Source organism: Streptomyces sp. NPDC005794, from assembly GCF_042871445.1.
GTDB lineage: Bacteria > Actinomycetota > Actinomycetes > Streptomycetales > Streptomycetaceae > Streptomyces.
The window spans coordinates 473,073-496,665 of sequence record NZ_JBIAIN010000001.1 but is presented as its reverse complement, the minus strand read 5'-3'; the positions used below and the strand labels follow the sequence as shown (position 1 = coordinate 496,665).

At 70.5% G+C, this 23,593-nt stretch carries 23 protein-coding genes and 2 pseudogenes; 12 read left to right on the top strand and 13 right to left on the bottom strand.

Annotated elements, in window-relative coordinates; genetic code table 11:
- Positions 1 to 43: 43 nt before the first annotated feature.
- Positions 44 to 118: pseudogene (locus tag ACFYQ5_RS02320) on the top strand (DUF5937 family protein); the annotation flags it as partial.
- Positions 119 to 155: 37 nt separating this feature from the next.
- Positions 156 to 548, top strand: a pseudogene (locus tag ACFYQ5_RS02315) (metalloregulator ArsR/SmtB family transcription factor); the annotation flags it as partial.
- A gap of 229 nt (positions 549 to 777) precedes the next feature.
- On the opposite strand, the gene ACFYQ5_RS02310 reads toward ACFYQ5_RS02315, so the two are convergent.
- A complete protein-coding gene (locus tag ACFYQ5_RS02310; RefSeq protein ID WP_389191820.1) occupies positions 778 to 1,452 on the bottom strand; it encodes a response regulator in 675 nt (224 codons plus the stop codon).
- 23 nt (positions 1,453 to 1,475) lie between these two features.
- Complete coding sequence (locus ACFYQ5_RS02305; RefSeq protein WP_389191817.1) at positions 1,476 to 2,684, bottom strand: sensor histidine kinase; 1,209 nt, start codon at positions 2,682 to 2,684, stop codon at positions 1,476 to 1,478.
- Between the two features lie 96 nt (positions 2,685 to 2,780).
- Here ACFYQ5_RS02305 and ACFYQ5_RS02300 point away from each other — a divergent pair, with 96 nt between their 5' ends.
- Both ACFYQ5_RS02300 and ACFYQ5_RS02295 read left to right on the top strand, forming a co-directional pair.
- Positions 2,781 to 3,782 carry an SAM-dependent methyltransferase gene (locus ACFYQ5_RS02300; protein WP_389191814.1) on the top strand — a complete coding sequence of 334 codons (1,002 nt, stop codon included), beginning with the start codon at positions 2,781 to 2,783 and terminating at the stop codon, positions 3,780 to 3,782.
- A complete protein-coding gene (locus ACFYQ5_RS02295) occupies positions 3,779 to 4,921 on the top strand; it encodes an NADH-quinone oxidoreductase subunit D (protein WP_389191811.1) in 1,143 nt (380 codons plus the stop codon). The genes ACFYQ5_RS02300 and ACFYQ5_RS02295 overlap by 4 nt, the downstream gene beginning before the upstream one ends.
- Before the next feature lie 32 nt (positions 4,922 to 4,953).
- Here the strand turns inward: ACFYQ5_RS02295 and ACFYQ5_RS02290 are convergent, their stop codons facing one another.
- The 4 genes from ACFYQ5_RS02290 to ACFYQ5_RS02275 form a co-directional block, all read right to left on the bottom strand.
- Complete coding sequence (locus ACFYQ5_RS02290; RefSeq protein WP_389191808.1) at positions 4,954 to 5,982, bottom strand: hypothetical protein; 1,029 nt, start codon at positions 5,980 to 5,982, stop codon at positions 4,954 to 4,956.
- A gap of 104 nt (positions 5,983 to 6,086) precedes the next feature.
- Positions 6,087 to 7,067: a glycine betaine ABC transporter substrate-binding protein gene (locus tag ACFYQ5_RS02285; protein WP_389191805.1), complete on the bottom strand. Its 981-nt coding sequence runs from the start codon at positions 7,065 to 7,067 to the stop codon at positions 6,087 to 6,089.
- 52 nt (positions 7,068 to 7,119) lie between these two features.
- Positions 7,120 to 7,794 (bottom strand): ABC transporter permease, encoded by a 675-nt coding sequence (locus tag ACFYQ5_RS02280; RefSeq protein WP_389191802.1) that lies wholly within the window; start codon positions 7,792 to 7,794, stop codon positions 7,120 to 7,122.
- A 3-nt stretch (positions 7,795 to 7,797) separates the two neighbouring features.
- Positions 7,798 to 8,517, bottom strand: coding sequence for an ABC transporter permease (locus ACFYQ5_RS02275; RefSeq protein WP_389191799.1), 720 nt, complete (start codon positions 8,515 to 8,517; stop codon positions 7,798 to 7,800).
- 141 nt (positions 8,518 to 8,658) lie between these two features.
- On the opposite strand from ACFYQ5_RS02275, the gene ACFYQ5_RS02270 reads away from it, so the two are divergent.
- The 6 genes from ACFYQ5_RS02270 to ACFYQ5_RS02245 all read left to right on the top strand — a co-directional run bounded on the left by ACFYQ5_RS02270 (position 8,659) and on the right by ACFYQ5_RS02245 (position 12,968).
- On the top strand, positions 8,659 to 9,837 hold the full coding sequence (locus tag ACFYQ5_RS02270; protein WP_389191796.1) for a betaine/proline/choline family ABC transporter ATP-binding protein: 1,179 nt from the start codon (positions 8,659 to 8,661) through the stop codon (positions 9,835 to 9,837).
- A 74-nt stretch (positions 9,838 to 9,911) separates the two neighbouring features.
- Positions 9,912 to 10,772, top strand: coding sequence for a dihydropteroate synthase (folP, locus tag ACFYQ5_RS02265; protein WP_389191793.1), 861 nt, complete (start codon positions 9,912 to 9,914; stop codon positions 10,770 to 10,772).
- Complete coding sequence (locus ACFYQ5_RS02260; protein ID WP_389191790.1) at positions 10,769 to 11,251, top strand: nuclear transport factor 2 family protein; 483 nt, start codon at positions 10,769 to 10,771, stop codon at positions 11,249 to 11,251. The genes folP and ACFYQ5_RS02260 overlap by 4 nt, the downstream gene beginning before the upstream one ends.
- A gap of 194 nt (positions 11,252 to 11,445) precedes the next feature.
- The gene (folB, locus tag ACFYQ5_RS02255; protein ID WP_351279807.1) at positions 11,446 to 11,805 is read left to right on the top strand and encodes a dihydroneopterin aldolase; all 360 of its coding nucleotides are present in this window, start codon (positions 11,446 to 11,448) and stop codon (positions 11,803 to 11,805) included.
- Complete coding sequence (gene folK, locus ACFYQ5_RS02250; protein ID WP_389191787.1) at positions 11,802 to 12,413, top strand: 2-amino-4-hydroxy-6-hydroxymethyldihydropteridine diphosphokinase; 612 nt, start codon at positions 11,802 to 11,804, stop codon at positions 12,411 to 12,413. The genes folB and folK overlap by 4 nt, the downstream gene beginning before the upstream one ends.
- Positions 12,414 to 12,482: 69 nt before the next feature.
- On the top strand, positions 12,483 to 12,968 hold the full coding sequence (locus ACFYQ5_RS02245; protein ID WP_389191784.1) for a DUF3180 domain-containing protein: 486 nt from the start codon (positions 12,483 to 12,485) through the stop codon (positions 12,966 to 12,968).
- Between the two features lie 52 nt (positions 12,969 to 13,020).
- On the opposite strand, the gene ACFYQ5_RS02240 is transcribed toward ACFYQ5_RS02245, so the two are convergent.
- The 7 genes from ACFYQ5_RS02240 to dacB all read right to left on the bottom strand — a co-directional run bounded on the left by ACFYQ5_RS02240 (position 13,021) and on the right by dacB (position 21,049).
- Positions 13,021 to 13,284: a VOC family protein gene (locus ACFYQ5_RS02240; RefSeq protein ID WP_389191781.1), complete on the bottom strand. Its 264-nt coding sequence runs from the start codon at positions 13,282 to 13,284 to the stop codon at positions 13,021 to 13,023.
- Between the two features lie 131 nt (positions 13,285 to 13,415).
- A complete protein-coding gene (gene folE / locus ACFYQ5_RS02235) occupies positions 13,416 to 14,021 on the bottom strand; it encodes a GTP cyclohydrolase I FolE (protein WP_389191778.1) in 606 nt (201 codons plus the stop codon).
- Between the two features lie 182 nt (positions 14,022 to 14,203).
- Entirely contained in the window at positions 14,204 to 16,255 is a 2,052-nt protein-coding gene (ftsH, locus tag ACFYQ5_RS02230) for an ATP-dependent zinc metalloprotease FtsH (protein WP_389191775.1), read from the bottom strand.
- Positions 16,256 to 16,465: 210 nt separating this feature from the next.
- Positions 16,466 to 17,005 (bottom strand): hypoxanthine phosphoribosyltransferase, encoded by a 540-nt coding sequence (hpt, locus tag ACFYQ5_RS02225; RefSeq protein ID WP_014155504.1) that lies wholly within the window; start codon positions 17,003 to 17,005, stop codon positions 16,466 to 16,468.
- A 100-nt stretch (positions 17,006 to 17,105) separates the two neighbouring features.
- Positions 17,106 to 18,179, bottom strand: a complete 1,074-nt coding sequence (gene tilS / locus ACFYQ5_RS02220; RefSeq protein WP_389191772.1) for a tRNA lysidine(34) synthetase TilS — start codon at positions 18,177 to 18,179, stop codon at positions 17,106 to 17,108.
- Between the two features lie 191 nt (positions 18,180 to 18,370).
- Positions 18,371 to 19,516, bottom strand: coding sequence for a zinc-dependent metalloprotease (locus tag ACFYQ5_RS02215; RefSeq protein ID WP_389191769.1), 1,146 nt, complete (start codon positions 19,514 to 19,516; stop codon positions 18,371 to 18,373).
- 48 nt (positions 19,517 to 19,564) lie between these two features.
- A complete protein-coding gene (gene dacB / locus ACFYQ5_RS02210; protein ID WP_389191968.1) occupies positions 19,565 to 21,049 on the bottom strand; it encodes a D-alanyl-D-alanine carboxypeptidase/D-alanyl-D-alanine-endopeptidase in 1,485 nt (494 codons plus the stop codon).
- Positions 21,050 to 21,135: 86 nt separating this feature from the next.
- Here dacB and ACFYQ5_RS02205 point away from each other — a divergent pair, with 86 nt between their 5' ends.
- Positions 21,136 to 21,630: an inorganic diphosphatase gene (locus ACFYQ5_RS02205; RefSeq protein WP_037691000.1), complete on the top strand. Its 495-nt coding sequence runs from the start codon at positions 21,136 to 21,138 to the stop codon at positions 21,628 to 21,630.
- A 197-nt stretch (positions 21,631 to 21,827) separates the two neighbouring features.
- Positions 21,828 to 23,537, top strand: a complete 1,710-nt coding sequence (locus ACFYQ5_RS02200) for a threonine/serine exporter ThrE family protein (protein WP_389191766.1) — start codon at positions 21,828 to 21,830, stop codon at positions 23,535 to 23,537.
- Positions 23,538 to 23,593: the final 56 nt, after the last annotated feature.

The window sequence follows — 23,593 nt, the reverse complement described above, 5'->3', positions numbered from 1 at the left end:
CAAGTGACACCGGACCTCGCCCCGCCCCCGGCACCATGAAGGGGTGAGCGTGCACATCGACATCGCGGGCCTGCCTCCCGAGCGCGTAGTTTTCGAGACCTCCCCCCTCGCCGAGCTGGGGCTCGCCCTGCACGCGCTCTCCGGGATCGGCTGCCGGCACCGGCCTCACCCTCATCCCGACCGCCTTCGGCTGGCCGCATCTATCGGTGCTGCACGCGCCCGGCTGGCGTCCGGTGATCCACTACCCGGTGCACCGCCCCGAACTGCCCTCGCCCGCCTCCGTCGAGCTGCTCCAGCTCCGGATGGAGGCGCTGGCCCACCCCGTGCGGATGCGGATCTGCCGCAACCTGGCCCGTTCCCCGTACACCACGGGCGAACTCGCCGACTCGCACGGCATCACGCCCCCCGAGGTCTCCCGCCACCTGGCACTGCTCAAGAAGGCCGGTCTGGTCACCACCCGCCGGCGCGGGCGCTACGTCCTGCACTCACTGGACCTGACGGTCGTGGCCCGTTTGGGCAGCGACTTCCTGGAGGGCGTCCTGCGCTAACCGGGCTGTCCGGCAGAGGCTGAGCCCTGCCGACTCCCCGACCGCGCGCCACCTGAGGCACGGTCAGCCGGTCCGTACGGACGTGCTCGGCGAACTCCGGTGACCCGAGACGCTCCAGGCAGCGGTCCAGATCGAGAACCTCCCGTACGCCGTGGCGCCACGCCCAGGTCCTGGAAGTCGCCCCGCAGCCCCGGCTCCTGTGCATCTGAGGCGGCCGGCCGAGGAGCGGTCAGCCCGCCTGGCCGCCGGCCCTGACCAGCCCCGTCTCGTACGCGAGGACGACCACCTGGACGCGGTCGCGCAGGCCCAGTTTGGTGAGGATGCGGCCCACGTGGGTCTTCACGGTCGCTTCGGACAGCACCAGACGGCCCGCGATCTCGCCGTTCGACAGGCCCTGGGCGACCAGCAGCATCACTTCGCGCTCGCGCTCGGTCAGCTTCTCGACACGCTTGTGCTGCGGCTCCTTCTTTCCGCTCGGCAGCATCGGCGAGAACCGGTCGAGCAGCCTGCGGGTCGTGGACGGCGCCACGACGGCATCGCCGCTGTGCACCGAGCGGATGGCGGAGAGCAGCTCGCCCGGCGGCACGTCCTTGAGCATGAACCCGCTCGCGCCGGCCTTCAGACCGGAGAACGCGTACTCGTCCAGGTCGAACGTGGTCAGGATCAGCACCTTGGGCGGATCGGTCTGCGCGCAGATGCGCCGGGTCGCCTCGACACCGTCCAGCCGTGGCATGCGTACGTCCATCAGCACCACGTCGACGGCCGCGGACCTCAGTACCTCGATCGCCTCGGCCCCGTCGCCGGCCTCCGCGACGACCTCCATGTCCGGCTGGGCGGCGAGCACCATCCGGAAGCCGGTGCGCAGCAGCACCTGGTCGTCGACGAGCATTACGCGGATCGCCATGCGGTGGTGTCCTGTTCCTGTCGTCACTGGTTGGCCGGCTTGAGCGGAAGCAGGGCGCTGATCCGGAAGCCGCCGCCCTGGCGGGGGCCCGCGTCCAGCGTGCCGCCGACCATGCCGACCCGCTCGCGCATACCGATCATTCCCTGTCCGGCGCCGTCGGCCCCGCCGTCCGCGTAGAGCTCGTGCGGGGCGCCGCGGCCGTCGTCCTCGACCAGGAGGCCCAGCCCGTCGTCGAAGTAGACCAGCCGCACGCTCGCCCCGGCGTCCGGGCCGCCGTGCTTGCGGGTGTTGGTGAGGGCTTCCTGGACGATGCGGTAGGCGGTCAGCTCGACCCCGCTCGGCAGCGGACGCGGGGTGCCCTCGATCTTGAAGTCCACTGCGAGGCCGGTCTCCCGGACCTTGCCGACGAGCTCCTCGATCTGACCGACGTCGGGCTGGGGGACGTATTCGCCGCTCTCCTGCGCGTCGCCGGTCCTGAGCACTCCGAGCAGCCGCCGCATCTCGGCCAGCGCCTGCCGGCCGGTGCCGGAGATGGTCTCCAGCGCCTGCTTGGCCTGCTCGGGAGACGAGTCCATGACATACGCGGCGCCGTCGGCCTGGACCACCATCACCGAGACGTTGTGCGCGACGACGTCGTGCAGTTCACGGGCGATACGGGCCCGTTCGGCGGCCACGGCGACCTTCGACTGCGCCTCCCGCTCCCTCTCCAGCCGGGCGGCCCGCTCCTCCAGCTGACTGAAGTAGGCCCGCCGGGTGCGTATGGAGTCGCCGAGCACCCAGGCCAGGACGAAGGGCACGGTCATCATGACGACATAACCGGCCGTCTGCCCCCAGCCGCCCGTCGGAAGGTCGTCCGGCCAGCGCAGCCGCGAGACCGCCGCCGCGGCGAGGCTGCACCCGAGGGCGAGCCGGGACGCCCAGCGCTCCCCCACCGTGGCCACGGTGTACGTGATCACCAGCAGCGCGAAGTCCGCCACACCGGGCCGCACCCCGAACACCAGCTGGGCGAGCCCCATCAGGATCGCGAGCAGCAGCATCTTCTCCGGCGCGCGACGGCGCAGCGCGATGACGGCGGACAGTCCGACGGCGATCGGCACGGCGGCCACGCGCTCCCGGCCGCCACCGACCTGTTCGGCCACGATGGACACGCCGGAGAACCCGAGGAGGAGGACAGCCCAGAAGGTGTCGACGCCCGTCGGGTGTCTGCGGATGAAATCGTAGAAGCGCTGCACGTTACCCAGCGTAGGGACAGCTGATCGGTACCCGGGTCAGCCGGAGGGCCGATCCGGGTCCTGGGACCGTACTCCCCAAGGTGGAGACTTGCCTACGTGACGTATGACTGGTGCCGCTGGCGGGAAGCCGCCGAGACCGCTTTGTACGGGGAAGACGGGTTCTACCGGCGCCCGGAGGGCCCCGCCGGCCATTTCCGCACCTCGGTGCACGCCTCCCCGCTGTTCGCCACCGCCGTCGCCCGGCTGCTGGCCGGCACGGCACGGGAGCTGGGTACGGACTCGGTCGCCCTGGTGGATGTGGGAGCGGGCCGCGGCGAGCTGCTGACCGGGGTACTGACGGCACTGCGGGACGGAACGCTGGCCCCCGGCCTCACCGTACGGGCGTACGCCGTGGAGCTCGCCCCGCGCCCGCCCGCCCTGGACCCGGCCGTCGAGTGGTGCGCCGAACCGCCGCGGGGTGTGCGGGGGCTGCTGTTCGCCAACGAGTGGCTGGACAACGTCCCGACGGACATCGCCGAGGCCGACGCGGACGGTGTGCCCCGCTACGTCCTCGTGCGGAAGGCCGACGGCACCGAGCGGCTCGGTGATCCGGTGACCGGGGCGGACGCCCGGTGGCTGAGCCGCTGGTGGCCGCTGTCCCGGCCCGGCGACCGCGCGGAGATCGGCCGGCCCCGCGACGAGGCCTGGGCCAGGGCTGTCGCCTCACTGGCAGGCGGAACCGCGGTGGCGGTGGACTACGCGCATGTACGGGCGTCGAGGCCGCCTTTCGGGACGCTGACCGGATTCCGGGGTGGCCGCGAGGTGCCACCCGTGCCGGACGGGGGCTGCGATCTGACCTCGCACGTGGCCCTGGACGCCTGCGCGGCGGCGGGCGGCGGAGTGGCCGAGCTCCTGGACCAGCGGACGGCGCTGCGTGAACTGGGCGTGAGCGGCGAACGTCCGCCGCTGGCACGGGCGTCGGCCGATCCCGTCGGCTATGTGCGGGCGCTCGCCACGGCGGGAGAGGCGGCTGAGCTGACGGCGCGGGGCGGGCTGGGCGACTTCGGCTGGCTACGGCATCGGGTCCCGGATCGCGAGGAGGGATACTGTCCCGCATGACGGAGACGACGATCGGCATCGGCGGCGCGGCGGAGAGCACCGACATGGTGCTGAACATCGGTCCGCAGCACCCCTCCACCCACGGTGTGCTCCGGCTGCGGCTCGTCCTGGACGGCGAGCGGATCCAGGAGGCCGAACCCGTCATCGGCTACATGCACCGAGGCGCCGAGAAGCTCTTCGAGGCCAGGGACTACCGGCAGATCATCATGCTCGCCAACCGCCACGACTGGCTGTCGGCGTTCTCCAACGAGCTCGGGGTCGTCATGGCCGTCGAGCGGATGCTCGGCATGGAGGTCCCTGAGCGCGCCGTCTGGACGAGGACGCTGCTGGCGGAGCTCAACCGGGTCCTCAACCACCTGATGTTCCTCGGCTCCTACCCCCTCGAACTCGGCGGGATCACCCCCATGTTCCACGCGTTCCGGGAGCGCGAGGAACTCCAGGCCGCGATGGAGGAGGTCTCCGGCGGCCGGATGCACTACATGTTCAACAGGGTCGGCGGCCTCAAGGAGGACCTGCCCGCGGGCTGGCTCGGCCGTGCCAGGGACGCGGTGGCGTCCGTGCGCTCGCGGATGGACGTGTACGACCGGCTGGTGCTCGGCAACGAGATCTTCCGGGGCCGGACCCGCGGGGTGGGCGTGCTGTCCGCCGAGGCCGTGCACGCCTACGGGGTGTCCGGGCCGATCGCCCGGGCCTCCGGGGTCGACTTCGACCTGCGCCGCGACGAGCCGTACCTGGCGTACGGGGAGCTGCAGGACACGCTCAAGGTCGTCACCCGGACCGAGGGCGACTGTCTGGCCCGTTTCGAGTGCCTGCTGGAGCAGACGCACAACGCGCTGGACCTCGCCGACGCGTGCCTGGACCGGATGGCGGACCTGCCCCCCGGGCCGATCAACCAGCGGCTGCCCAAGGTGCTGAAGGCCCCGGAGGGCCACACCTACGCGTGGACCGAGAACCCGCTGGGCATCAACGGCTACTACCTGGTGTCCACCGGCGAGAAGACCCCGTACCGGCTGAAGCTGCGCTCCGCCTCGTTCAACAACATCCAGGCGCTCACCGAGCTGCTGCCGGGGACACTCGTGGCCGACATGGTGGCGATCCTGGGCTCGCTGTTCTTCGTCGTCGGGGACATCGACAAGTAGCCCCCGCGCGGCGGGAACCGGCCCCGTGCGGGCTACGAGGAGATCGCGCTGCGCAGCTCCACGATCTCCAGCTGCTCGGTGTCGTCGTGCGCCGTCAGGTCGATGACCTTGCCGACGGCACGGTTCCCGGCCGCGCTTGTACGGTGCGCCGCGAGTGCCTCCTCGCCCACCACGTCCGCCAGGTCCTCGTTCTGCACGGACTCGATCGCGGCGTTCGCCTTCTGCGTACCGAAGAAGTCGAAGCTTCCCTGCGGGACGAGGTGACGGCGCGCCGCGGCGTACGGGACGACGGCGGAAGCCGCGGGCACGGCACGGGGCGGACGTACAGACGCGGGCGACAACTGCGGCGCGGGGAGCGCTGCCTGAGGACGGCGGTGCTGGAGGTCACCCGCTCCGGCGACCGCCGCGTGCTTCCCCTTGGGGCCGTCGCCCTCCGTGTCCCGTTCCACGGACCGCTCGGCGGTGTCGCGCCGCCGGGCCGACCGGGCCGTGCGGCGCGCCTCCTGGAGTGCGGCGTTGCGGCTCAGGTCCTGCAGGGCCTGGGCGGCGCGCAGATAGGCACCCGGCGTCGGCGTGGACCGCGCGGGCAGCAGCTCACGCGGTGCGGACGCCTCGATGGCGAGCTGCCTGCGGCCCTCCAGGGCGCTGGCCCGCTCCGTCTCGGCGTTGGCGTACCGGCGCAGCAGCGCGGCGTGTTCGCCCCGCAGCCCGGCGAGCTCCACGCGCTTGCGGCGCAGCTTGGTCTCCAGCCGGGTGCGCAGTTCCCGTGATTCCTCGAGGTCCGCCTCGAGTTCGGCTATGCGCTCCTCGGCCTTCCACTCGTCGCTGACCCGGGCGCGGGTCAGCTCCGCGACGCGCAGCCCCGCGGCCCGGTCCCAGCCGCGCATCAGACAGGCACCGGTGACGGCGGCGGCCGCCGTCACCGCCACCAGGGCGCGCAGGGGCAGGGGTTCCGCGAGGAACCAGGCGCCGGCGGCACAGAGGACCGGCACTCCGGCCACCACGACGGGAGGCAGGATTCTGTGGAGGGGCGGCGAATGGCGGTGGCGTCCTCGTGGCATGGCTCGAAATTTACCGTGCGTGCGAGTCACTTGGGAGACCGCCCGGCAATCTGTTCCCCGCCGGTTACCTAGCAGCCTCCCAAGTGGCCTTCCAGTACGCCTGTTTACTTCTTGATCAGCCCCTTCGACCGGAGATAGTCCCCGGCGGCATCGGCGGGCTTGGCGCGCTCGGCGTCGACCTTGCGGTTCAGTTCCGCGAGGTCCTCCGTGGTGAGTACGCCGGTGAGCTCCCCGAGCGCCTCCGCGATCTCCGGCGCGCCCGCATCCTCGGCATTGAGAACCGGAAGGACGTTGTCCGCGTTCTGCAGCTTCTTGTCGTCCTCCAGGAACACCAGTCCGTAGGAGTCGAGCACCGCGTCCGTGGTGGTCGTGAGGACCAGCTGGTCCTTGCCGTCCTTGACGGCCTGCTTGGACTGCGGCGTTCCGACACCCTTGGGATCGATCCCGGTGACATCGATGCCGTACGTCTTCTTCAGTCCGGGCGCGCAGAACGGCCGCACCTCGCACTCGTCGCCCGCCGCGATCTTCACCTTGATCTTGGAACTGCCGAGATCGGAAAGTGTCCTGAGGCTGTTCTTCTCCGCGAATTCCTTCGACACCGCGAAGGCGTTCTGGTCGACGGCCTTGCCTGCCGGGAGGACCTTCAGTCCGAGCGGGGTGGCGAGCTTCTCCAGGGCGGCGACGGTGGCCGTCACGTCACCCGAGGCGACCGGCTTCGACTCCGCCTCCTTCGCTCCGTTGACCTTGGCGTTGAGGAATTCCGCGAGAGTCGCCGCGTATTCCGGGACGACGTCGATCTCGCCCTTCTCCAGCGACGGTTCGTACAGTTCGCGGTTCTTCACCGTGGTGACCGAGGTGTCGTATCCGGCGTCGCCCAGGACCTGGGCGTACAGCTCGGCGAGCACCTTGGACTCGGTGAAGCCGGCGGCACCCACGACGAGCGAGCCCTTCCCGGATCCGGCACCGGTGTCCGTCCCGGAACCGTTCTTCTGCTTCTCCAGGCTGTCGCCGCCGCAGGCGGCGAGCGACCCTGCCAGCGCGACCGCTCCGATGACCGCACCCGCTATGCGCGAGGTCCTGCTCATGTTGTTCTCCGTCCGCGAAAAATGGTGTGCACAGTCCGGGAAGTCCGCGCGTTCACACGGTCCGGCGCCGCCGCAAGGGCGACAGCAGCCGGTCCAGCGCCACGAGAACGCCCTCCACCACCAGGGCCAGGAGGGCGACCAGTACGGCGCCCGCGAAGACCTGCGCGGTGTCGTAGGTGTTGAATCCGGCGGTGATGATCCGGCCCAGGCCCCCGAGGCCGACCATCGCCGCGATCGAGGCGGTGGCGACCACCTGGACGGCGGCGGACCGGAGGCCGCTCATGATCATCGGGTAGGCCAGGGGGAGCTCGACCCGTACGAACAGCTGCGCGCCGGACATTCCCATGCCCCGCGCGGCCTCCAGCACCGACCGGTCCACCTCCGTCATCCCGACGTACGCGTTGGTCAGCAGCGGGGGCACGGCGAACAGCACCAGCGCGATGACCGTCGGCAGATAGCCGGAGTTACGCAGGGGCGTCATCATGAAGAGGGCCAGCACCGCGAACACCGGGACCGCCCGGCCCACGTTGGAGATGTTGACGGCGAGCCCGCCCCCCTTGCCCACGTGCCCGAGGTACAGCGCGACCGGCAGGGCTATGACGCAGGCCGCCGCGAGGGCTATCCCGCTGACGTACAGATGCTCGGCCAGCCGGTGCGCCGCCCCGCCGTCTCCCGACCAGTTGGCGCCGGTGGTGAGCCAGGTCCACGCCTCCCCGATGACTCCCATGGATCAGACCGCCTCCGTCTTCGCGATGCCCGCACCGGCGGAAGACCGGGCGGGCGTCCGTATCCGGGTCCAGGGCGTGAGCAGGCGCTGCACGCCGAGCAGCAGCAGATCCGCGGTTACCGCGAGCAGCACGCAGAGCACGGAGGCGGTGAGCACCTGGGCCTTGAAGAAGCTGGGCAGCGCGTCCTCGATGAGATTGCCGAGGCCGCCCTTGCCGACCAGCGAGCCGACCGTGGTCAGGGCGACCGTCGACACCGTGGCGATCCGCAGACCTGCCATCAGCGCGGGCAGCGCGAGCGGGAGTTCGACCTCCCAGAGGAGCCGGACCGGCCCGTACCCCATGCCCTTCGCGGCGTCCCTGGCATCCTGCGGGACCGCTTCCAGGCCCGCCAGGATGTTGCGTACGAGGATGGTCAGCGAATAGAGCACCAGGCCGGTGACCACGAGTGACGCGGACAGTCCGAAGAGCGGCAGCAGCAGCGAGAACATCGCCAGCGACGGCACGGTGTAGAGCACGGTGGTCAGACCCAGCACCGGACCCGCGAAACGCCGGCCCCGGCGCGCGAGCAACGCGAGCGGAAAGGCCACAGCGAGCCCTATCAGCACGGAAACCGCCGTGATCCAGATGTGCTGGACGGTCGCCTCGGTCAACTCATGGCTGCGGGAGCGCAGATACTCTCCGCAGATCCAGTCGTTCGCCACCAGGCAGTTCTGCTCGGCCATCCGCCCCCACCTCCTGTTTGCCCTCGCGATGCCGCCCCGGGTCCGGTCCTGAGTGACCCTATCCTCGACCACTGACAATCGCCGAGGCTGTCGTATTCCGGCAACATGGCCTTCACAGAACCCGCGTCACAATGGGGAATCATGATCCGTTTCGAGCACGTCACCAAGCGGTACGCGGACGGCACCACCGCCGTCGACGACCTTTCCTTCGAGGTCGCCGAGGGTGAACTGGTCACGCTCGTCGGGCCTTCCGGCTGCGGCAAGACGACCACCATGAAAATGGTGAACCGTCTGACCGAACCGACCGACGGCCGGATATTCCTCGACGGGGACGACATATCCACCATCGACCCGGTCCGGCTCCGCCGCCGTATCGGTTATGTGATCCAGCAGGTGGGTCTCTTCCCGCACAAAACGGTCCTGGAGAACACGGCGACCGTTCCCCACCTCCTCGGCTGGGGACGGGAAAAGGGCAAGAAGCGCGCCGCCGAACTGCTCGATCTCGTCGGACTGGATCCGTCCGTTTACGGCGGCCGCTATCCCGAGCAGCTTTCCGGCGGTCAGCGTCAACGGGTCGGCGTGGCACGGGCCCTGGCCGCAGATCCGCCGGTGCTGCTGATGGACGAACCTTTCGGCGCCGTCGATCCGGTCGTACGGGAAAGACTGCAGAACGAATTCCTGAAACTGCAGGCACAGGTCCGTAAGACCGTGCTCTTCGTCACCCATGACATCGAGGAAGCCGTCCGGCTCGGCGACCGGATCGCCGTGTACGGACAGGGCCGCATCGAGCAGTTCGACACCCCTGCCACAGTCCTCGGGGCCCCGGCGACGCCGTACGTCGCCGACTTCGTCGGAGCGGACCGGGGTCTGAAGCGGCTCTCGGTCACCCCCATCGAGGAGAGCGACCTGGACCAGCCGCCGGTCGTCCACCTCGACGATCCGCTGTCGGCGGCGACCGAGCGGCTGCGGGCCGACGGCGCGCGCTGGGCGGTCGTCCTCGACGGGCAGGACAATCTGCACGGCTGGATCCCGGCGGGCGACGCGGCGACGCCGGCCAAGGGCACGGTCCGTGAGCACGCCCGCCGTATGGAGGCGTGGCTGCCGCTCGGCGCGCCGCTCAAGCAGGCCTTCGCCACGATGCTGCAGCACGACGCGGGCTGGATCGCCGTCATCGACGAGGAGAGCGCCGGCCGCTTCCTGGGCGTCCTCACCCCGGCCCGCCTCCACGAGGCCCTGCGCCGCTCGATCGACGCGGACGCACAGGACCTGCCCCGCGCCGCGGTCGCCGTGGAGACCGTGGCGGGCGCCGGCTCCCCCTGAGCGGGGCCTTCGCCACGCTCGGCGCTGTGTACGGCCCGACCGCCCCCTTCGCCGACACGGCCTAGGCTGGTCGCATGAGTACGTTGCGAGGGCGGGGAACGGTCCGGGGTCTGCCGGAGTGGGACCGCTGCGCGGTCATGGGAGTCGTCAATGTGACGCCCGACTCCTTCTCCGACGGCGGCCACTGGTTCGACACCACTGCGGCGATCAAGCACGGCCTCGAACTTGTGGCCGAAGGTGCGGATCTGATCGATGTGGGGGGTGAGTCGACCCGCCCTGGCGCGAGCAGGGTGGACGAGGCCGAGGAACTGCGCCGGGTGATCCCCGTGGTGCGGGGACTGGCCTCCGAGGGCGTCACCATCTCCGTGGACACCATGCGGGCCAGCGTCGCCGAGCAGTCCGTCGCGGCCGGTGCGGCCCTGGTCAACGACGTGAGCGGTGGCCTCGCGGACCCGGGCATGATCCCGGTCGTCGCAGCCGCCGGGGTTCCGTTCGTCGTCATGCACTGGCGCGGTTTCAGCGAGTCGATGAACAGTCGCGCGGTGTACGGAGACGTCGTCGGCGAGGTCGTCGCGGAGCTGCGCGAGCGTATGGAGGCGGTGATCGAGGGCGGCGTCGCCCCGGAGAAGCTGGTCATCGACCCGGGACTCGGCTTCGCCAAGGACGCGGCCCAGGACCTCGCGCTGATCGCGCACCTCGGCCGGCTCCGGGACCTGGGCAGGCCACTGCTCGTCGCCGCGTCCCGCAAGCGGTTCCTCGGCCGGGTCCTGGCGGGCGAGAACGCCGCCCCGCCGCCCGCCCGCGAGCGGGACGCGGCGACGGCCGCGATCTCCGCCCTCTCGGCTGACGCGGGCGCCTGGGCGGTCCGGGTGCACGCGGTACGGGCCACGGCGGACGCGGTGCGGGTCGCCCGCGCCGTCGAGGGAGCCGCGTGAGCGCCGCGCACGACGAGCACGAGGAGGCCGCTGCCGACATCGCGGCGGTCGAGCAGGCCAACACCGCCTTCTACGAGGCGATGGAACGTGGCGATTTCGACGCTCTCTCCGGTCTGTGGCTGCCCGGGGAGGACCTCACCGTCTCCTGCGTCCACCCGGGCTGGCCGGTGCTCACGGGACGCGGCGAGGTGCTGCGGAGCTACGCGCTGATCATGGCGAACACCGAGTACATCCAGTTCTTCCTGACCGATGTCGGGGTGTCCATGACGGGCGACACCGCTCTGGTGACCTGTACGGAGAACATCCTCAGCGGCGGCCCCGCGGAGGAGGGCGACGCGCTGGGTCCGCTCGTCGGGCAGCTCGTCGTCGCCACGAATGTGTTCCGGCGCACACCGGAGGGCTGGAAGCTCTGGTCCCACCACGGCTCCCCCGTACTGGCCGAAACCGGTGAGGAAGAGGACGAAGAGCCGACCGCCTGAGCGAGCGGAGCGGGTCGGAGGGATTGGGCCCTCTGATCACGGGGTATACGCGGCTATCAACCCCCCTGCCGGGCCGGTCCGCGCCCCTGCGGGCGGTCGCTGTCGGTGCTCACGGGTAGATTCGGAAGATGGCACTCCACCGCCCGCACGCGGCCGGGTGCCTCCAGAGACGACGAACAGCAGGAGTGATTCGCGTGGATCGTGTCGCGCTGCGCGGCCTCAAGGCCCGTGGGCACCACGGTGTCTTCCCCAAGGAACGCGAAGAGGGCCAGACCTTCATCGTGGACCTGGTGCTCGGCCTCGACACCCGCCCCGCCGCAGCCGCCGACGACCTGTCGAAGACCGTTCACTACGGCGTGGTCGCGGAAGAGGTCGTCGATGTCGTCAGGGGTGAGCCGGTCGATCTGATCGAGACCCTCGCGGAACGCATCGCGCAGCAGTGCCTCAAGCACGAAGGGGTCGAGGAGGTCGAGGTCGTCGTCCACAAGCCGGATGCCCCGATCACCGTCCCCTTCGACGACGTGACCATCACCATCATCCGGAGCCGAGCATGACTGCATTTTCCACCGAGGGGCAGAGCGACCCGACCGTACAGCCGGTTCCCGCCGCCGTGGTCGAGCAGGTCGACGCGGCAGACGTCACCCTCTCCAACCCCAAACGGGCCGTGATCTCCCTCGGCTCCAACCTCGGCAACCGGCTGGAGACGCTCCAGGGCGCCATCGACGCCCTGGAGGACACGCCCGGCCTCCGGGTCAAAGCGGTCTCCCCGGTCTACGAGACGGAGCCCTGGGGCATCGATCCCGGCTCCCAGCCGTCGTATTTCAACGCGGTGATCGTCGTGAGGACGACCCTGCCCCCCTCGTCCCTGCTGGAGCGCGGCCAGGCCATCGAGGAGGCCTTCGACCGGGTCCGCGACGAGCGCTGGGGGCCCCGCACCATCGACGTCGACATCGTGTCGTACGCCGACGTGGTCTCCGACGACCCGCTGCTGACCCTTCCGCACCCGCGCGCCCGCGAGCGCGCCTTCGTCCTCGCCCCCTGGCACGACGTGGAACCGGAGGCCCAGCTGCCCGGCGCCGGCCCCGTGGCCGGTCTGCTGGCCGGTGTCGGTCGCGACGGAGTACTCCCCCGGCCCGACCTGGAACTCCGTCTGCCCGAGTAGTCGTTAGGCTCAAGGACGACCGCCTGCGGGCGACGACACGGGCAACGGCGACGAAGGGCGGCACTCTCGGTGAATCAACTACGGCTCGGGCTCCTGGCCGGCCTCTTCGCCGGAGCCGGCGTGCTGTCCTGGGGCGGAGCCCGCCTCTGGGACTCCCTGGGGACACTGCCGAGCGTGCCGCTCGCCGCCCCCGTCGTGCTGGCCGTGATCGCCGTCGTCCTGCTGGCCACCGCCCTGTCGATCCGGGCACGGCTGCGTGCCCAGCGGGAGCGGCGTCCGGGGGCGAAGGGCGTGGAGCCGATGATGGCGGCGCGCGCCGTGGTCTTCGGCCAGGCCAGTGCGCTCGTAGCCGCCCTGGTAGCGGGGATGTACGGCGGCACGGGCGCCTTCCTGCTCGGCTCCCTCGACGTCCCGCCCCGACGGGATCAGGCCATCTACGCCGGCTTCGCCGTCCTGGCCGGCATCGCCGTCGTCGCGGCCGCCGTCTTCCTGGAGCGTGTCTGCAAGCTGCCGGACGACAGGGACGACGAGAGGAACACGGCCCAGGCCGCCTGAGGGCCGTGGGCCGTGGGCCGTGGGCCGTCGCCAAGGGTCTGACCGGCCGGCCCTACCCGGACACCGGGTTCTCGATCAGGGTGACCCGGTTGCCGTCGGGGTCGTGGACGGCGGCGAACCGCACACCACGCGAACCGGGCCGGGTCTCACCCGCCTCGATTCCCCGGTCCGCGTCCGCGAGGTCCGCGAGGTCCGCGAGGTCCGCGAGGTCCGCGAGCGCCTGGTCCAGATCGTCGACCAGAAGCCGCTCGTACCACTCCACCGCCGGAGCGATGGCCGTCACGGGCGCCACGGCGAGCACACGGGTGAACGGCATCGGTACTCCTCTCCCGGTGGATCCAGCCGTACGGCCGCTTCCACCAGGGTGGACTCCCCCGGCCACACGAACTCATCGCCGCCGCGCCGTACCACCCGGACCCAGCCTTCTCGGCCCGTCCCCGTTCCTTCTCAGCGCGCCATGATGAGGCTCATCGCCTCCGCGCGCGTGGCCGGATCGCGCAGCTGCCCGCGGACCGCGGACGTGATCGTCTTGGCCCCGGGCTTACGGATGCCCCGCATCGACATGCACATGTGCTCGCACTCGACGACGACGATGGCCCCACGCGGCTCCAGGATCGCCATCAGGGAGTCGGCGATCTGCGTGGTGAGTCGCTCCTGGACCTGCGGCCTGCGGGCGTAGACGTCGACCAGCCGGGCCAGCTTCGACAGCCCCGTGATCTTGCCGCTCGTCGCCGGGATGTAGCCGACGTGCGCGACACCGTGGAACGGGACCAGGTGGTGCTCGCAGGTGCTGAACACCTCGATGTCCTTGACCAGCACCATCTCGTCGTGGCCGAGGTCGAACGTCGTCGTCAGAACGTCCTCGGGCTCCTGGTGGAGTCCCGCGAATATCTCCTTGTACGAACGAGCCACACGGCCCGGGGTCTCGAGCAGACCTTCACGGTCCGGGTCCTCCCCGACCGCGATGAGGAGCTCCCGTACGGCGGCCTCGGCCCGCTTCTCGTCGAATACGCCGATCGAACCCTGCCCGTCCAGCGTCACCGGGTCGGTCATCTGTGCCTCGTTCCTCTGTGCAGTCACACGCGCAGGCCCGCCCGGACCTCACAAGAAGCGGCAGGCATGGCGCGGGCATACGAAAAAGCCGCGCCCCCACAGGCTAGAACCTGGGGGGCGCGGCATCCATTCCGGGCCTGGTGGAGGCCCCGTGACAGGGGACACACCAGGTCGGGCAGGGGCTAACTCTCGGGGCGGTCCTCCGGGAGGGCCTCCGTGGAGGTGCCGGTGTTCTTCGACGTGATGTCCGTCGGGGCGATCTCCGGGGTGGCCGAACCATTGGCAGTGCCGTTGGTCAGAGCCAGCTCCTTGGGAGAGAGCACGGGCGGACGCGTCGACGGGGTACGCCGGGCGGAACCGGTCCACGCCGGGCGAGCCGGGCGCTTCACGATCGGGGCGAAGATCTCGGCGATCTGCTCCTTGCCGAGCGTCTCCTTCTCGAGGAGCTCCAGGACCAGGGCGTCGAGGATGTCGCGGTTCTCGACGAGGATTTCCCACGCGTCGTTGTGCGCGGTCTCGATGAGCTTCTTGACCTCTTCGTCGACGAGCGCCGCGACCTCTTCCGAGTAGTCGCGCTGGTGGCCCATCTCCCGGCCCACGAACGGCTCGGTGTTGTCTCCACCGAACTTGATCGCACCGAGGCGCTCGGTCATGCCGTACTGCGTGACCATCGCGCGGGCCGTGGCAGTGGCCTTCTCGATGTCGTTCGCGGCACCGGTCGTCGGGTCGTGGAAGACCAGCTCCTCGGCCGCGCGCCCGCCCAGCATGTACGCCAGCTGGTCGAGCATCTCGTTGCGCGTCGTGGAGTACTTGTCCTCTTCCGGGAGCACCATCGTGTAACCGAGGGCACGGCCGCGGGAGAGGATCGTGATCTTGTGGACCGGGTCCGACTGGGGTGAGGCCGCCGCGACCAGGGCGTGTCCGCCCTCGTGGTACGCGGTGATCTTCTTTTCCTTCTCGGACATGATCCGGGTCCGCTTCTGCGGGCCCGCCACGACGCGGTCGATGGCCTCGTCGAGCATGTAGTTGTCGATCAACTTCTTGTTGCTGCGCGCCGTGAGGAGCGCCGCTTCGTTCAGCACGTTCGACAGGTCGGCACCGGTGAAGCCGGGCGTACGACGGGCGACCGCGTTGAGGTCGACGTCCTCCGCGACCGGCTTGCCCTTCTGGTGCACCTTGAGGATCTCGAGACGGCCCTGCATGTCCGGCCGGTCGACCGCGATCTGCCGGTCGAAGCGCCCCGGACGCAGCAGCGCCGGGTCCAGGATGTCCGGCCGGTTCGTGGCGGCGATCAGGATGACGCCGCCCTTCACGTCGAAGCCGTCCATCTCGACGAGCAGCTGGTTGAGCGTCTGCTCGCGCTCGTCGTGACCGCCGCCCATGCCGGCACCACGGTGCCGTCCGACGGCGTCGATCTCGTCGACGAAGACGATCGCCGGAGCGTTCGCCTTGGCCTGCTCGAAGAGGTCACGGACACGGGAGGCACCGACACCGACGAACATCTCGACGAAGTCGGAACCGGAGATCGAGTAGAACGGGACGCCCGCTTCGCCGGCGACGGCGCGAGCGAGCAGCGTCTTACCCGTACCGGGCGGCCCGTACAGCAGGACGCCCTTGGGGATCTTGGCGCCGACGGCCTGGAACTTCGCCGGCTCCTGGAGGAATTCCTTGATCTCGTACAGTTCCTCGACGGCCTCGTCCGACCCCGCCACGTCGGCGAACGTCGTCTTCGGCGTGTCCTTGGTGATCAGCTTGGCCTTGGACTTGCCGAACTGCATGACCTTGGAGCCGCCGCCCTGCATCTGATTCATCAGAAACAGGAACACGACCACGATCAGGACGAAGGGCAGCAGGGAGAGAAGGATCGAGACGAACGGGGACTGCTTCGACGGCGAGACGGTGTAACCCTTCTCGATGTCACCGCTCTCGAACTTCTTCTGCAGCGTGTCGGCAAGCTCGACACCCTGGTTGCCGATGTAGCTCGCCTGGAACTTGCTGCCGGACTCGCCTTCGAGCTTCTGCTTGTCCTTCAGCTCGATCTTCAGGATCTGTTCGTCACCGGTGGTCAGCTTGGCCTGTTCCACCTGGTTCTTGCTGATCGCCTGGATCACCTTGCCGGTGTCCACCGTCTTGTAGCCGCCGGACGAGCCGACGACCTGCATCAACACGACCACGGCGAGGACGGCCAGCACGATCCACATGACCGGCCCACGGAAGTATCGCTTCACGTCCATCCATACGGAGCGAAGTCGCCCCGTCCCTCCTGCCCGTAGGTAAATGCTGCTGTGAGAAAAGACTGTTCTTCGGACGGTACCCCAGCATTGTCACCCGTGACCGCAGGGGAGGCCTGACAAACCCGTCTTCGAAGGCTCCAACGGCCCGAACGCCGCGAGGGTTCCCGGGAGTCCGGCCGGGTTCGGCCGGGTGCCGCCGGGGCGGCCGCCTCAGCCTCCGTAGACGTGGGGGGCGAGGGTACCGACGAAGGGGAGGTTGCGGTACTTCTCCGCGTAGTCCAGTCCGTAGCCGACGACGAACTCGTTGGGGATGTCGAAGCCGACCCACTTCACGTCGATCGCGACCTTCGCGGCGTCCGGCTTGCGGAGCAGCGTGCAGACCTCCAGGCTCGCGGGCTCCCGCGAACCGAGGTTGGTCAGCAGCCAGGACAGCGTGAGACCGGAGTCGATGATGTCCTCGACGATCAGGACGTGCTTGCCCTTGATGTCGGTGTCGAGGTCCTTGAGGATCCGGACGACTCCCGAGGACTGGGTCCCCGCGCCGTACGAGGACACGGCCATCCAGTCCATGGTGACGGGGGTGGACAGCGCACGGGCCAGGTCCGCCATGACCATCACCGCGCCCTTGAGCACGCCGACGATGAGCAGGTCCTTGCCCGCGTACTCCGCGTCGATCTTCGCTGCCAGCTCGACGAGCTTCGCGTCGATCTCTTCCTTGGTGAGGAGCACCGACTGAAGGTCGGTGCCCATGTCCTTCTCGTTCACCCGCGTCTCTTTCTCTGCCCTGCCGGACCCGGAACTGTTCCCCGGGCCGGACCGGCGTTTCGCCTGCACTTCAGCCGCTTGCGCTTCAGCTCTGCCGAATCACCAGTCTGCCACCCTGCCGCCGCACCTCGACGCGGCCGGGCAGGTTGATGGCGCCCTGGCCGTGCCAGCCGGTGATGAGCCGGTCGACTTCCTCGACATGGCGGGCGAAGAGCGAACCCGCGGGGGATCCGGCGTCGATCACGGCCCGGCGCAGCACCCGGCGGCGTACCGCCGGCGGCAGGACGCAGAGCTTGGCGCACTCCAGCCGTCCGGCGTCGTCACGGACCGACCGGGCGGCCTCGGTGGCCCAGGTGTCGAGGGCGTCGGCATCGTCGCGGGAGAGCTGTGCCGTCCGGGCGAGGGCTTCCACCACACCCTTGCCCAGCGCCTTCTCCAGGGCGGGCAGACCCTCGTGGCGCAGCCGGGAGCGGGTGTAGGCCGGGTCGATGTTGTGCGGGTCGTCCCAGACGGGGATCGACTGCACGAGGCAGGCCTTGCGGGCGGTCTGGCGGTCGAGCTGGAGGAACGGGCGGCGGTAGCGGCCGGCCGGGCCGGAGGCCGCGGCCATCCCGGAGAGCGAGCGGATACCCGAACCCCGGGCGAGGCCCAGCAGGACGGTCTCGGCCTGGTCGTCGCGGGTGTGGCCGAGGAGCACGGCGGCGGCGCCGTGGCGCTCCGCCGCGGCGTCCAGGGCGGCGTAGCGGGCGTCACGGGCTGCGGCCTCGGGCCCGCCGTCACGGCCGACCCGCACGGCGACGGCCTCGACCGGGTCGAGCTCCATCCCGGCGAGGCGGGAGACGACCTCGTCGGCGCGGAGCCCGGAGCCGGGCTGAAGATTGTGGTCGACGGTGATGCCGCCCGCGCGGACGGGGAGCTTGCGGGACTCGAAGGCGAGGGCGGAGGCGAGAGCCATCGAGTCGGCGCCCCCGGAGCACGCGACCAGCACCAGCGGGGTTTCGGGCCGTTCGGGAAGCGCGGCGCGCCGCCCACCCGCCCCGGCTTCGGCGAACTCGGCGTGTCCGGCCTGTTCGGTGTGACGGTTGTATTCGGCGACGACGTCGTGGAGTACGCGGCGGACCGCCAGGCGTATCGCCGCGACCGCAGGATGGGGACCCATGTCCGGTGCCCTTCGGGTGGAGTTCTGGGGGGGGGTGCCTCGGAGTGCGCGGGACGGAGACCCGTCACTCAGAGTGCGTTGATGGTGACAGAACCAAGCTGTTCATCGAGCATTGCACGCCTACCCATGCCCCTATGGTCCCTCGGATGGGTGATTGGAGAGGCAATCTCCTGCCGCCGGACCGTCCGAGATCACGAATCTGCCTTACGGTGCACCCGCGCCACCCAGTCCGCCGGTGCGGCGATCTCGGCTTTGGTGGGAAGGGTGTTGGGCGAGGTCCACACCCGGTTGAAGCCGTCCATACCGACCTCGTCCACCACGGCCCGGACGAACTTCTCACCGTCGCGGTACTGCCGCAGCTTCGCGTCGAGGCCCAGGAGCTTGCGCAGCGCGAGGTCCAGCCGGCTCGCGCCGCGGGCCCTGCGCTGCTGGAACTTCTCCCGGATCTCGGCGACGGACGCCACCACGTCGGGGCCCACCCCGTCCATCACGAAGTCCGCGTGCCCTTCGAGCAGGGACATCACGGCGGTGAGGCGGCTCAGGATCTCGCGCTGGGCGGGCGTCTGGACGATCTCGACGAGACTGCGCCCACCGCCGTCACCCTCCTCCCCCTGTTCGCCCTCGGGGCGGCTTCCTCCGGAGAAGGCCTGTGCAGCCTCGCGCAGGCGTTCGAGAACGGTCATCGGGTCGACGTCGGTCTCGTCGAGGAACGACTGGATCTCACCCTGCAGATGGTCGCGGAGCCAGGGCACGCCGGTGAACTGGGTGCGGTGCGTCTCCTCGTGGAGGGCCACCCAGAGCCTGAAGTCGTGCGGGTCGACCTCGAGTTCGCGTTCGACATGGACGATGTTGGGCGCGACCAGGAGGAGCCTGCCACCCCCCTTGGAGGACGCGGGAAGCTCCCGGGTGGCCGGGGCAAAGGTCTCGTACTGCCCGAGGACCCGGGAGGCCAGGAAGGAGAACAGCATGCCCAGTTCGACGCCGGTCACCTTGCCGCCGACCGCGCCGAGCACGGCATTGCCCGGGCCGCCGCCCCGGCGGTCCTGCATCTTCCCGAGCAGCGGACGCAGCAGCTCCCGGAAGCCCGCGACATTGGCCCTGATCCAGCCGGCCCGGTCGACGACCAGGACCGGAGTGTCCTCGGGTTCGTGCCCGTCCGGAATCATCCGGGTGAACGAACGGACGTGCTCCTCCGAGGCCTTGGCATGCCGACGGAGCTCCGCGACGACGGCGCGGGCCTCCTCGCGGCTGATCTCGGGACCCGGCCGCACGAACCGGGTCGCTGTCGCGACCGCGAGATTCCAGTCGACCATCTCGGCACCACCGATGCTCGTCATGCGTCAACCGTACGTGAGGTGGCCGCTCCGTGGTGGGGTGTCAGCCGCTCACCGGGTGCCGTCGACGAGGGTGGTGGCCAGGGTGTCGAGTGAGGCCTCCGCCTCGTCCGGGGATGTGGTGCCCGAGGCCAGGAAGGCGAAGGCGAGCAGCCGGCCCCGTGCGTCGACCGCGGTTCCGGCGAGGCTGTTCACCCCGGTGAGGGTGCCCGTCTTGGCCCTGATCAGGCCGGTCGCCGGAGACGTCGCGGTGTAACGGTCGCCGAGCGTGCCGCTGAATCCGGCGACCGGGAGTCCGGTGAGGACGGGACGGAGCTCGGGGTGGTCCGGTCCGGCGGCGAGCGCGAGCAACTGGGCCAGGAGTCCTGCCGTCACCTTGTCCGCGCGGTCGAGGCCGCTGCCGTCGGCCAGGCGGGCGCCGGCCAGCGGCAGGCCGAGCGCCTTCAGCCTGGCGGTCACGGCCCGGCGGCTCCCGGCGAAGGAGGCGGGCTCCCCCGCCTTCAGCGCGGTCTGCCGGGCCAGGGCCTCCGCGATGTCGTTGTCGCTGTTGGTCAGGGCCCGTTCGACCAGGGCGGAGAGCGGCTTCGACAGGTGTGCCGCCACCGTCCTGGACCCGGCCGGTGCCCGCCCGGACGTGGGAACGGCCCGGGTGGCGACACCCGCGTCGTCGAGGAGGTCCGCGAAGGTACGCGCGGCGTCGCCCGCGGGGTCGCCGGTACGGGGGGCGGGCCCCCGGTCGCTCCCGTCGAGGCGGCCCTCGTCGACCATGAGCGCGCTGACGGGCGCGATGTTCTCGTTGGGGCCGATGGGGTGAAGCGCCGGACCGGAGTAGCGCGAGGTGTCGTACGCCAGCCGCACGGCCCCGGTGCCGCCGTCGCGCAGGGAGCGCGCCGTGTCGGTGGCCAGGGCGCGCAGGGCCGCCTTGTCCAGGGTGGGATCGCCGCCGCCTACGAGGGTGAGCGTCCGGGAGTCCGGGGACAGCGTGACCCTCGTCGCGATGCGGTGGGCGGGGCCCAGCGCGGAGAGCGCGGCGGCGGCCGTGGCGATCTTCACGGTGGACGCGGGGGTCATGGGGGCCGCCGCGCCCCGCGCGTACAACTGCTTGCCGGTGGCCGTGTCGACGACCACGGCGGTGCGTACGGGGCCGAGCGCGGGCGCGTCCAGCAGGGGTTCGAGGGCGGTCTCCAGGCCGCTCGCGCCCGCCGGGGCCGTGCGGCCGGCCGTGGCGCCGAGGGCACTCAGGACGGCGGGCGCGCTGGGGGCGGGCTCCGGACCGTCGGGCGCGGTCCCTTCGTGATGTGCGCCACCTGCGCGCTGCTGGACGGCCACCCGGTCCCGCTCGGCCTTACGCTGACCGGAGTCCCAGGGACCGGCGGCCAGGACGGCACCGGCGGCGACCACCAGGCCGAGCACCGCGGAGCCTGCGACGAGCCGGAGGTCGTCCCGGCCGTTCCCGCGCTTCAGGTACTTCGGGGCTTTCCACCCGCCCCACCTGTTCAACGGTTCGTCCGTCGGTCTCTCCACCGGCTCGGCCACCGTTGACCAGCCCCTTTCGCGAGCACTCATCTGCGTGAGGGACACTTAACCACCAGTCGTATGTGTTGATCATGGAGGAGCCACCCGTGGAGTTCGACGTCACCATCGAGATCCCGAAGGGTTCGCGGAACAAGTACGAGGTGGACCACGAGACCGGTCGGATCCGCCTGGACCGTCGACTCTTCACCTCGACCAGCTACCCGGCCGACTACGGTTTTGTAGAGAACACCCTCGGCGAGGACGGCGACCCGCTGGACGCGCTGGTCATCCTGGACGAGCCGACCTTCCCCGGCTGCCTCATCAAGTGCCGCGCCATCGGCATGTTCCGTATGACGGACGAGGCCGGCGGCGACGACAAGCTGCTGTGCGTCCCGGCCTCCGACCCCCGGGTGGAGCACCTGCGCGACATCCACCACGTGTCGGAGTTCGACCGCCTGGAGATCCAGCACTTCTTCGAGGTCTACAAGGACCTGGAGCCCGGCAAGTCCGTCGAGGGCGCCGACTGGGTCGGCCGTGCCGAGGCCGAGGCCGAGATCGAGGCCTCCTACAAGCGCCTCGAGGCTCAGGGCGGCAAGCACTGACGTAACCCCTCCGGCTTCCGCTTACGGCGGGACTGCGCGGATCGCGGCGCATGGGGCCGACCGGCCCTGCTGACCGTACGAACAACGGGCGGCGTACCTTCACCGGTGCGCCGCCCGTTGCGTGTGGCGGCCCATGTCCGTGCCCATACTGGGCAGAAGCGCTCCCGTGACGAGCGGTCGAGGAGGAACGAGGTCGAGTGGTGGCGGAACAGGGCGGTCCCGAGGACCAGAAGCCCCAGTCCGACGAGGCACGCAGCGCCTTCGTCCCACCCGCCGGTGTGGAGCAGCCGACGGCTCCGTCCGAGGACGACCATCCGACGTCGGAATTCGCCCTTCCGGCCGGTCTGCACACCGACCCGACGGCGCCGACAGGCTCCGGTGCCGGTTCCGCTTCCGCTTCCGGTCCGGGATCCGACGCGATCGCCTCCGCCTTCGTCCCGCCGAGCGGGTACAACGCCCAGCAGCATCCACCCGCGTTCACTCCCGCGCACGGCATCCCGATGGTCCGGCTGACCAAGGAAGCCCCCTGGCAGGACCGGATGCGCACGATGCTGCGCATGCCGGTGACAGAGCGTCCGGCGCCCGAGAGCGTGCAGCGGACCGACGAATCGGGCCCCGCCGTGCCGCGCGTGCTCGACCTGACGCTGCGTATCGGGGAGCTGCTCCTCGCGGGCGGCGAGGGCGCCGAGGACGTCGAGGCCGCCATGTTCGCGGTGACGCGTTCGTACGGGCTCGACCGCTCCGAGCCGACGGTCACCTTCACCCTGCTGTCCATCTCGTACCAGCCGTCACTGGTCGACGACCCCGTGACGGCGAGCCGCACCGTACGCCGCCGGGGCACCGACTACACCCGGCTGGCGGCCGTGTTCCGGCTGATCGACGACATCACCACGGCGGAACACGTCGAGGTCTCGCTGGAGGAGGCCTACCGGCGCCTGGCCGAGATCCGCCGTAACCGGCACCCGTACCCCGGCTGGGTGCTGACGGCCGCCGCCGGTCTGCTGGCCGGCTCGGCGTCGGTGCTGGTCGGCGGTGGTGTGCTCGTCTTCATCGTGGCGGCGGCGGGCGCCATGCTCGGCGACCGGCTGGCCTGGCTCTGCGCCGGGCGCGGGCTGCCCGAGTTCTACCAGTTCACGGCTGCGGCCATGCCTCCGGCCGCCATGGGCATCGCTCTGACCCTGACCCATTCGACGGATGTGCGGCCCTCCGCGGTGATCACCGGTGGGCTGTTCGCGCTGCTGCCCGGGCGGGCCCTCGTCGCCGGGGTGCAGGACGGGCTGACCGGCTACTACATCACCGCGGGAGCCAGGCTCCTGGAGGTCATGTACTTCTTCATCGGCATCGTGGCCGGTGTGCTGCTGATGCTCTATCTGGGGGTCCAGCTCGGCGCCGAGCTCAACCCGGAGGCGCGCTTCGTGCCCAACGACCGGCCGGTTCTCCAGATCCTCGTCTCGATGACCCTCACCCTGGCCTTCGCGGTCCTGCTCCAGCAGGAACGTTCCACTGTGCTCGCGGTCACCCTCAACGGGGGTGTGGCCTGGGTCATCTACGGGGCGATGGCCCGCGAGGGCGGGATCTCGCCGGTGGCGGCGACGGCGGTCGCGGCCGGTCTGGTGGGGCTCTTCGGCCAGCTGTTCTCGCGCTACCACTACAGCTCGTCGCTGCCCTACATCACGGCCGCGATCGGCCCGCTGCTGCCCGGTTCGGCGACGTACTTCGGTCTGCTGGGCGTCGCGCAGAACGAGGTGGACACCGGGCTCACCTCACTCTCCACGGCGGTCGCCACGGCCCTGGCCATCGCCATCGGGGTCAATCTGGGGAGCGAGATCTCCCGGCTGTTCATGCGGGTGCCGGGCGCGGTCGAGGGCGCGTCCCGCCGGGCGGCCAAGCGGACCCGCGGCTTCTGACAGCTCCGGAACGCGAACGGCGCCCCGGTCCCCTCGGTGAATTCCAGGGTGCCGGG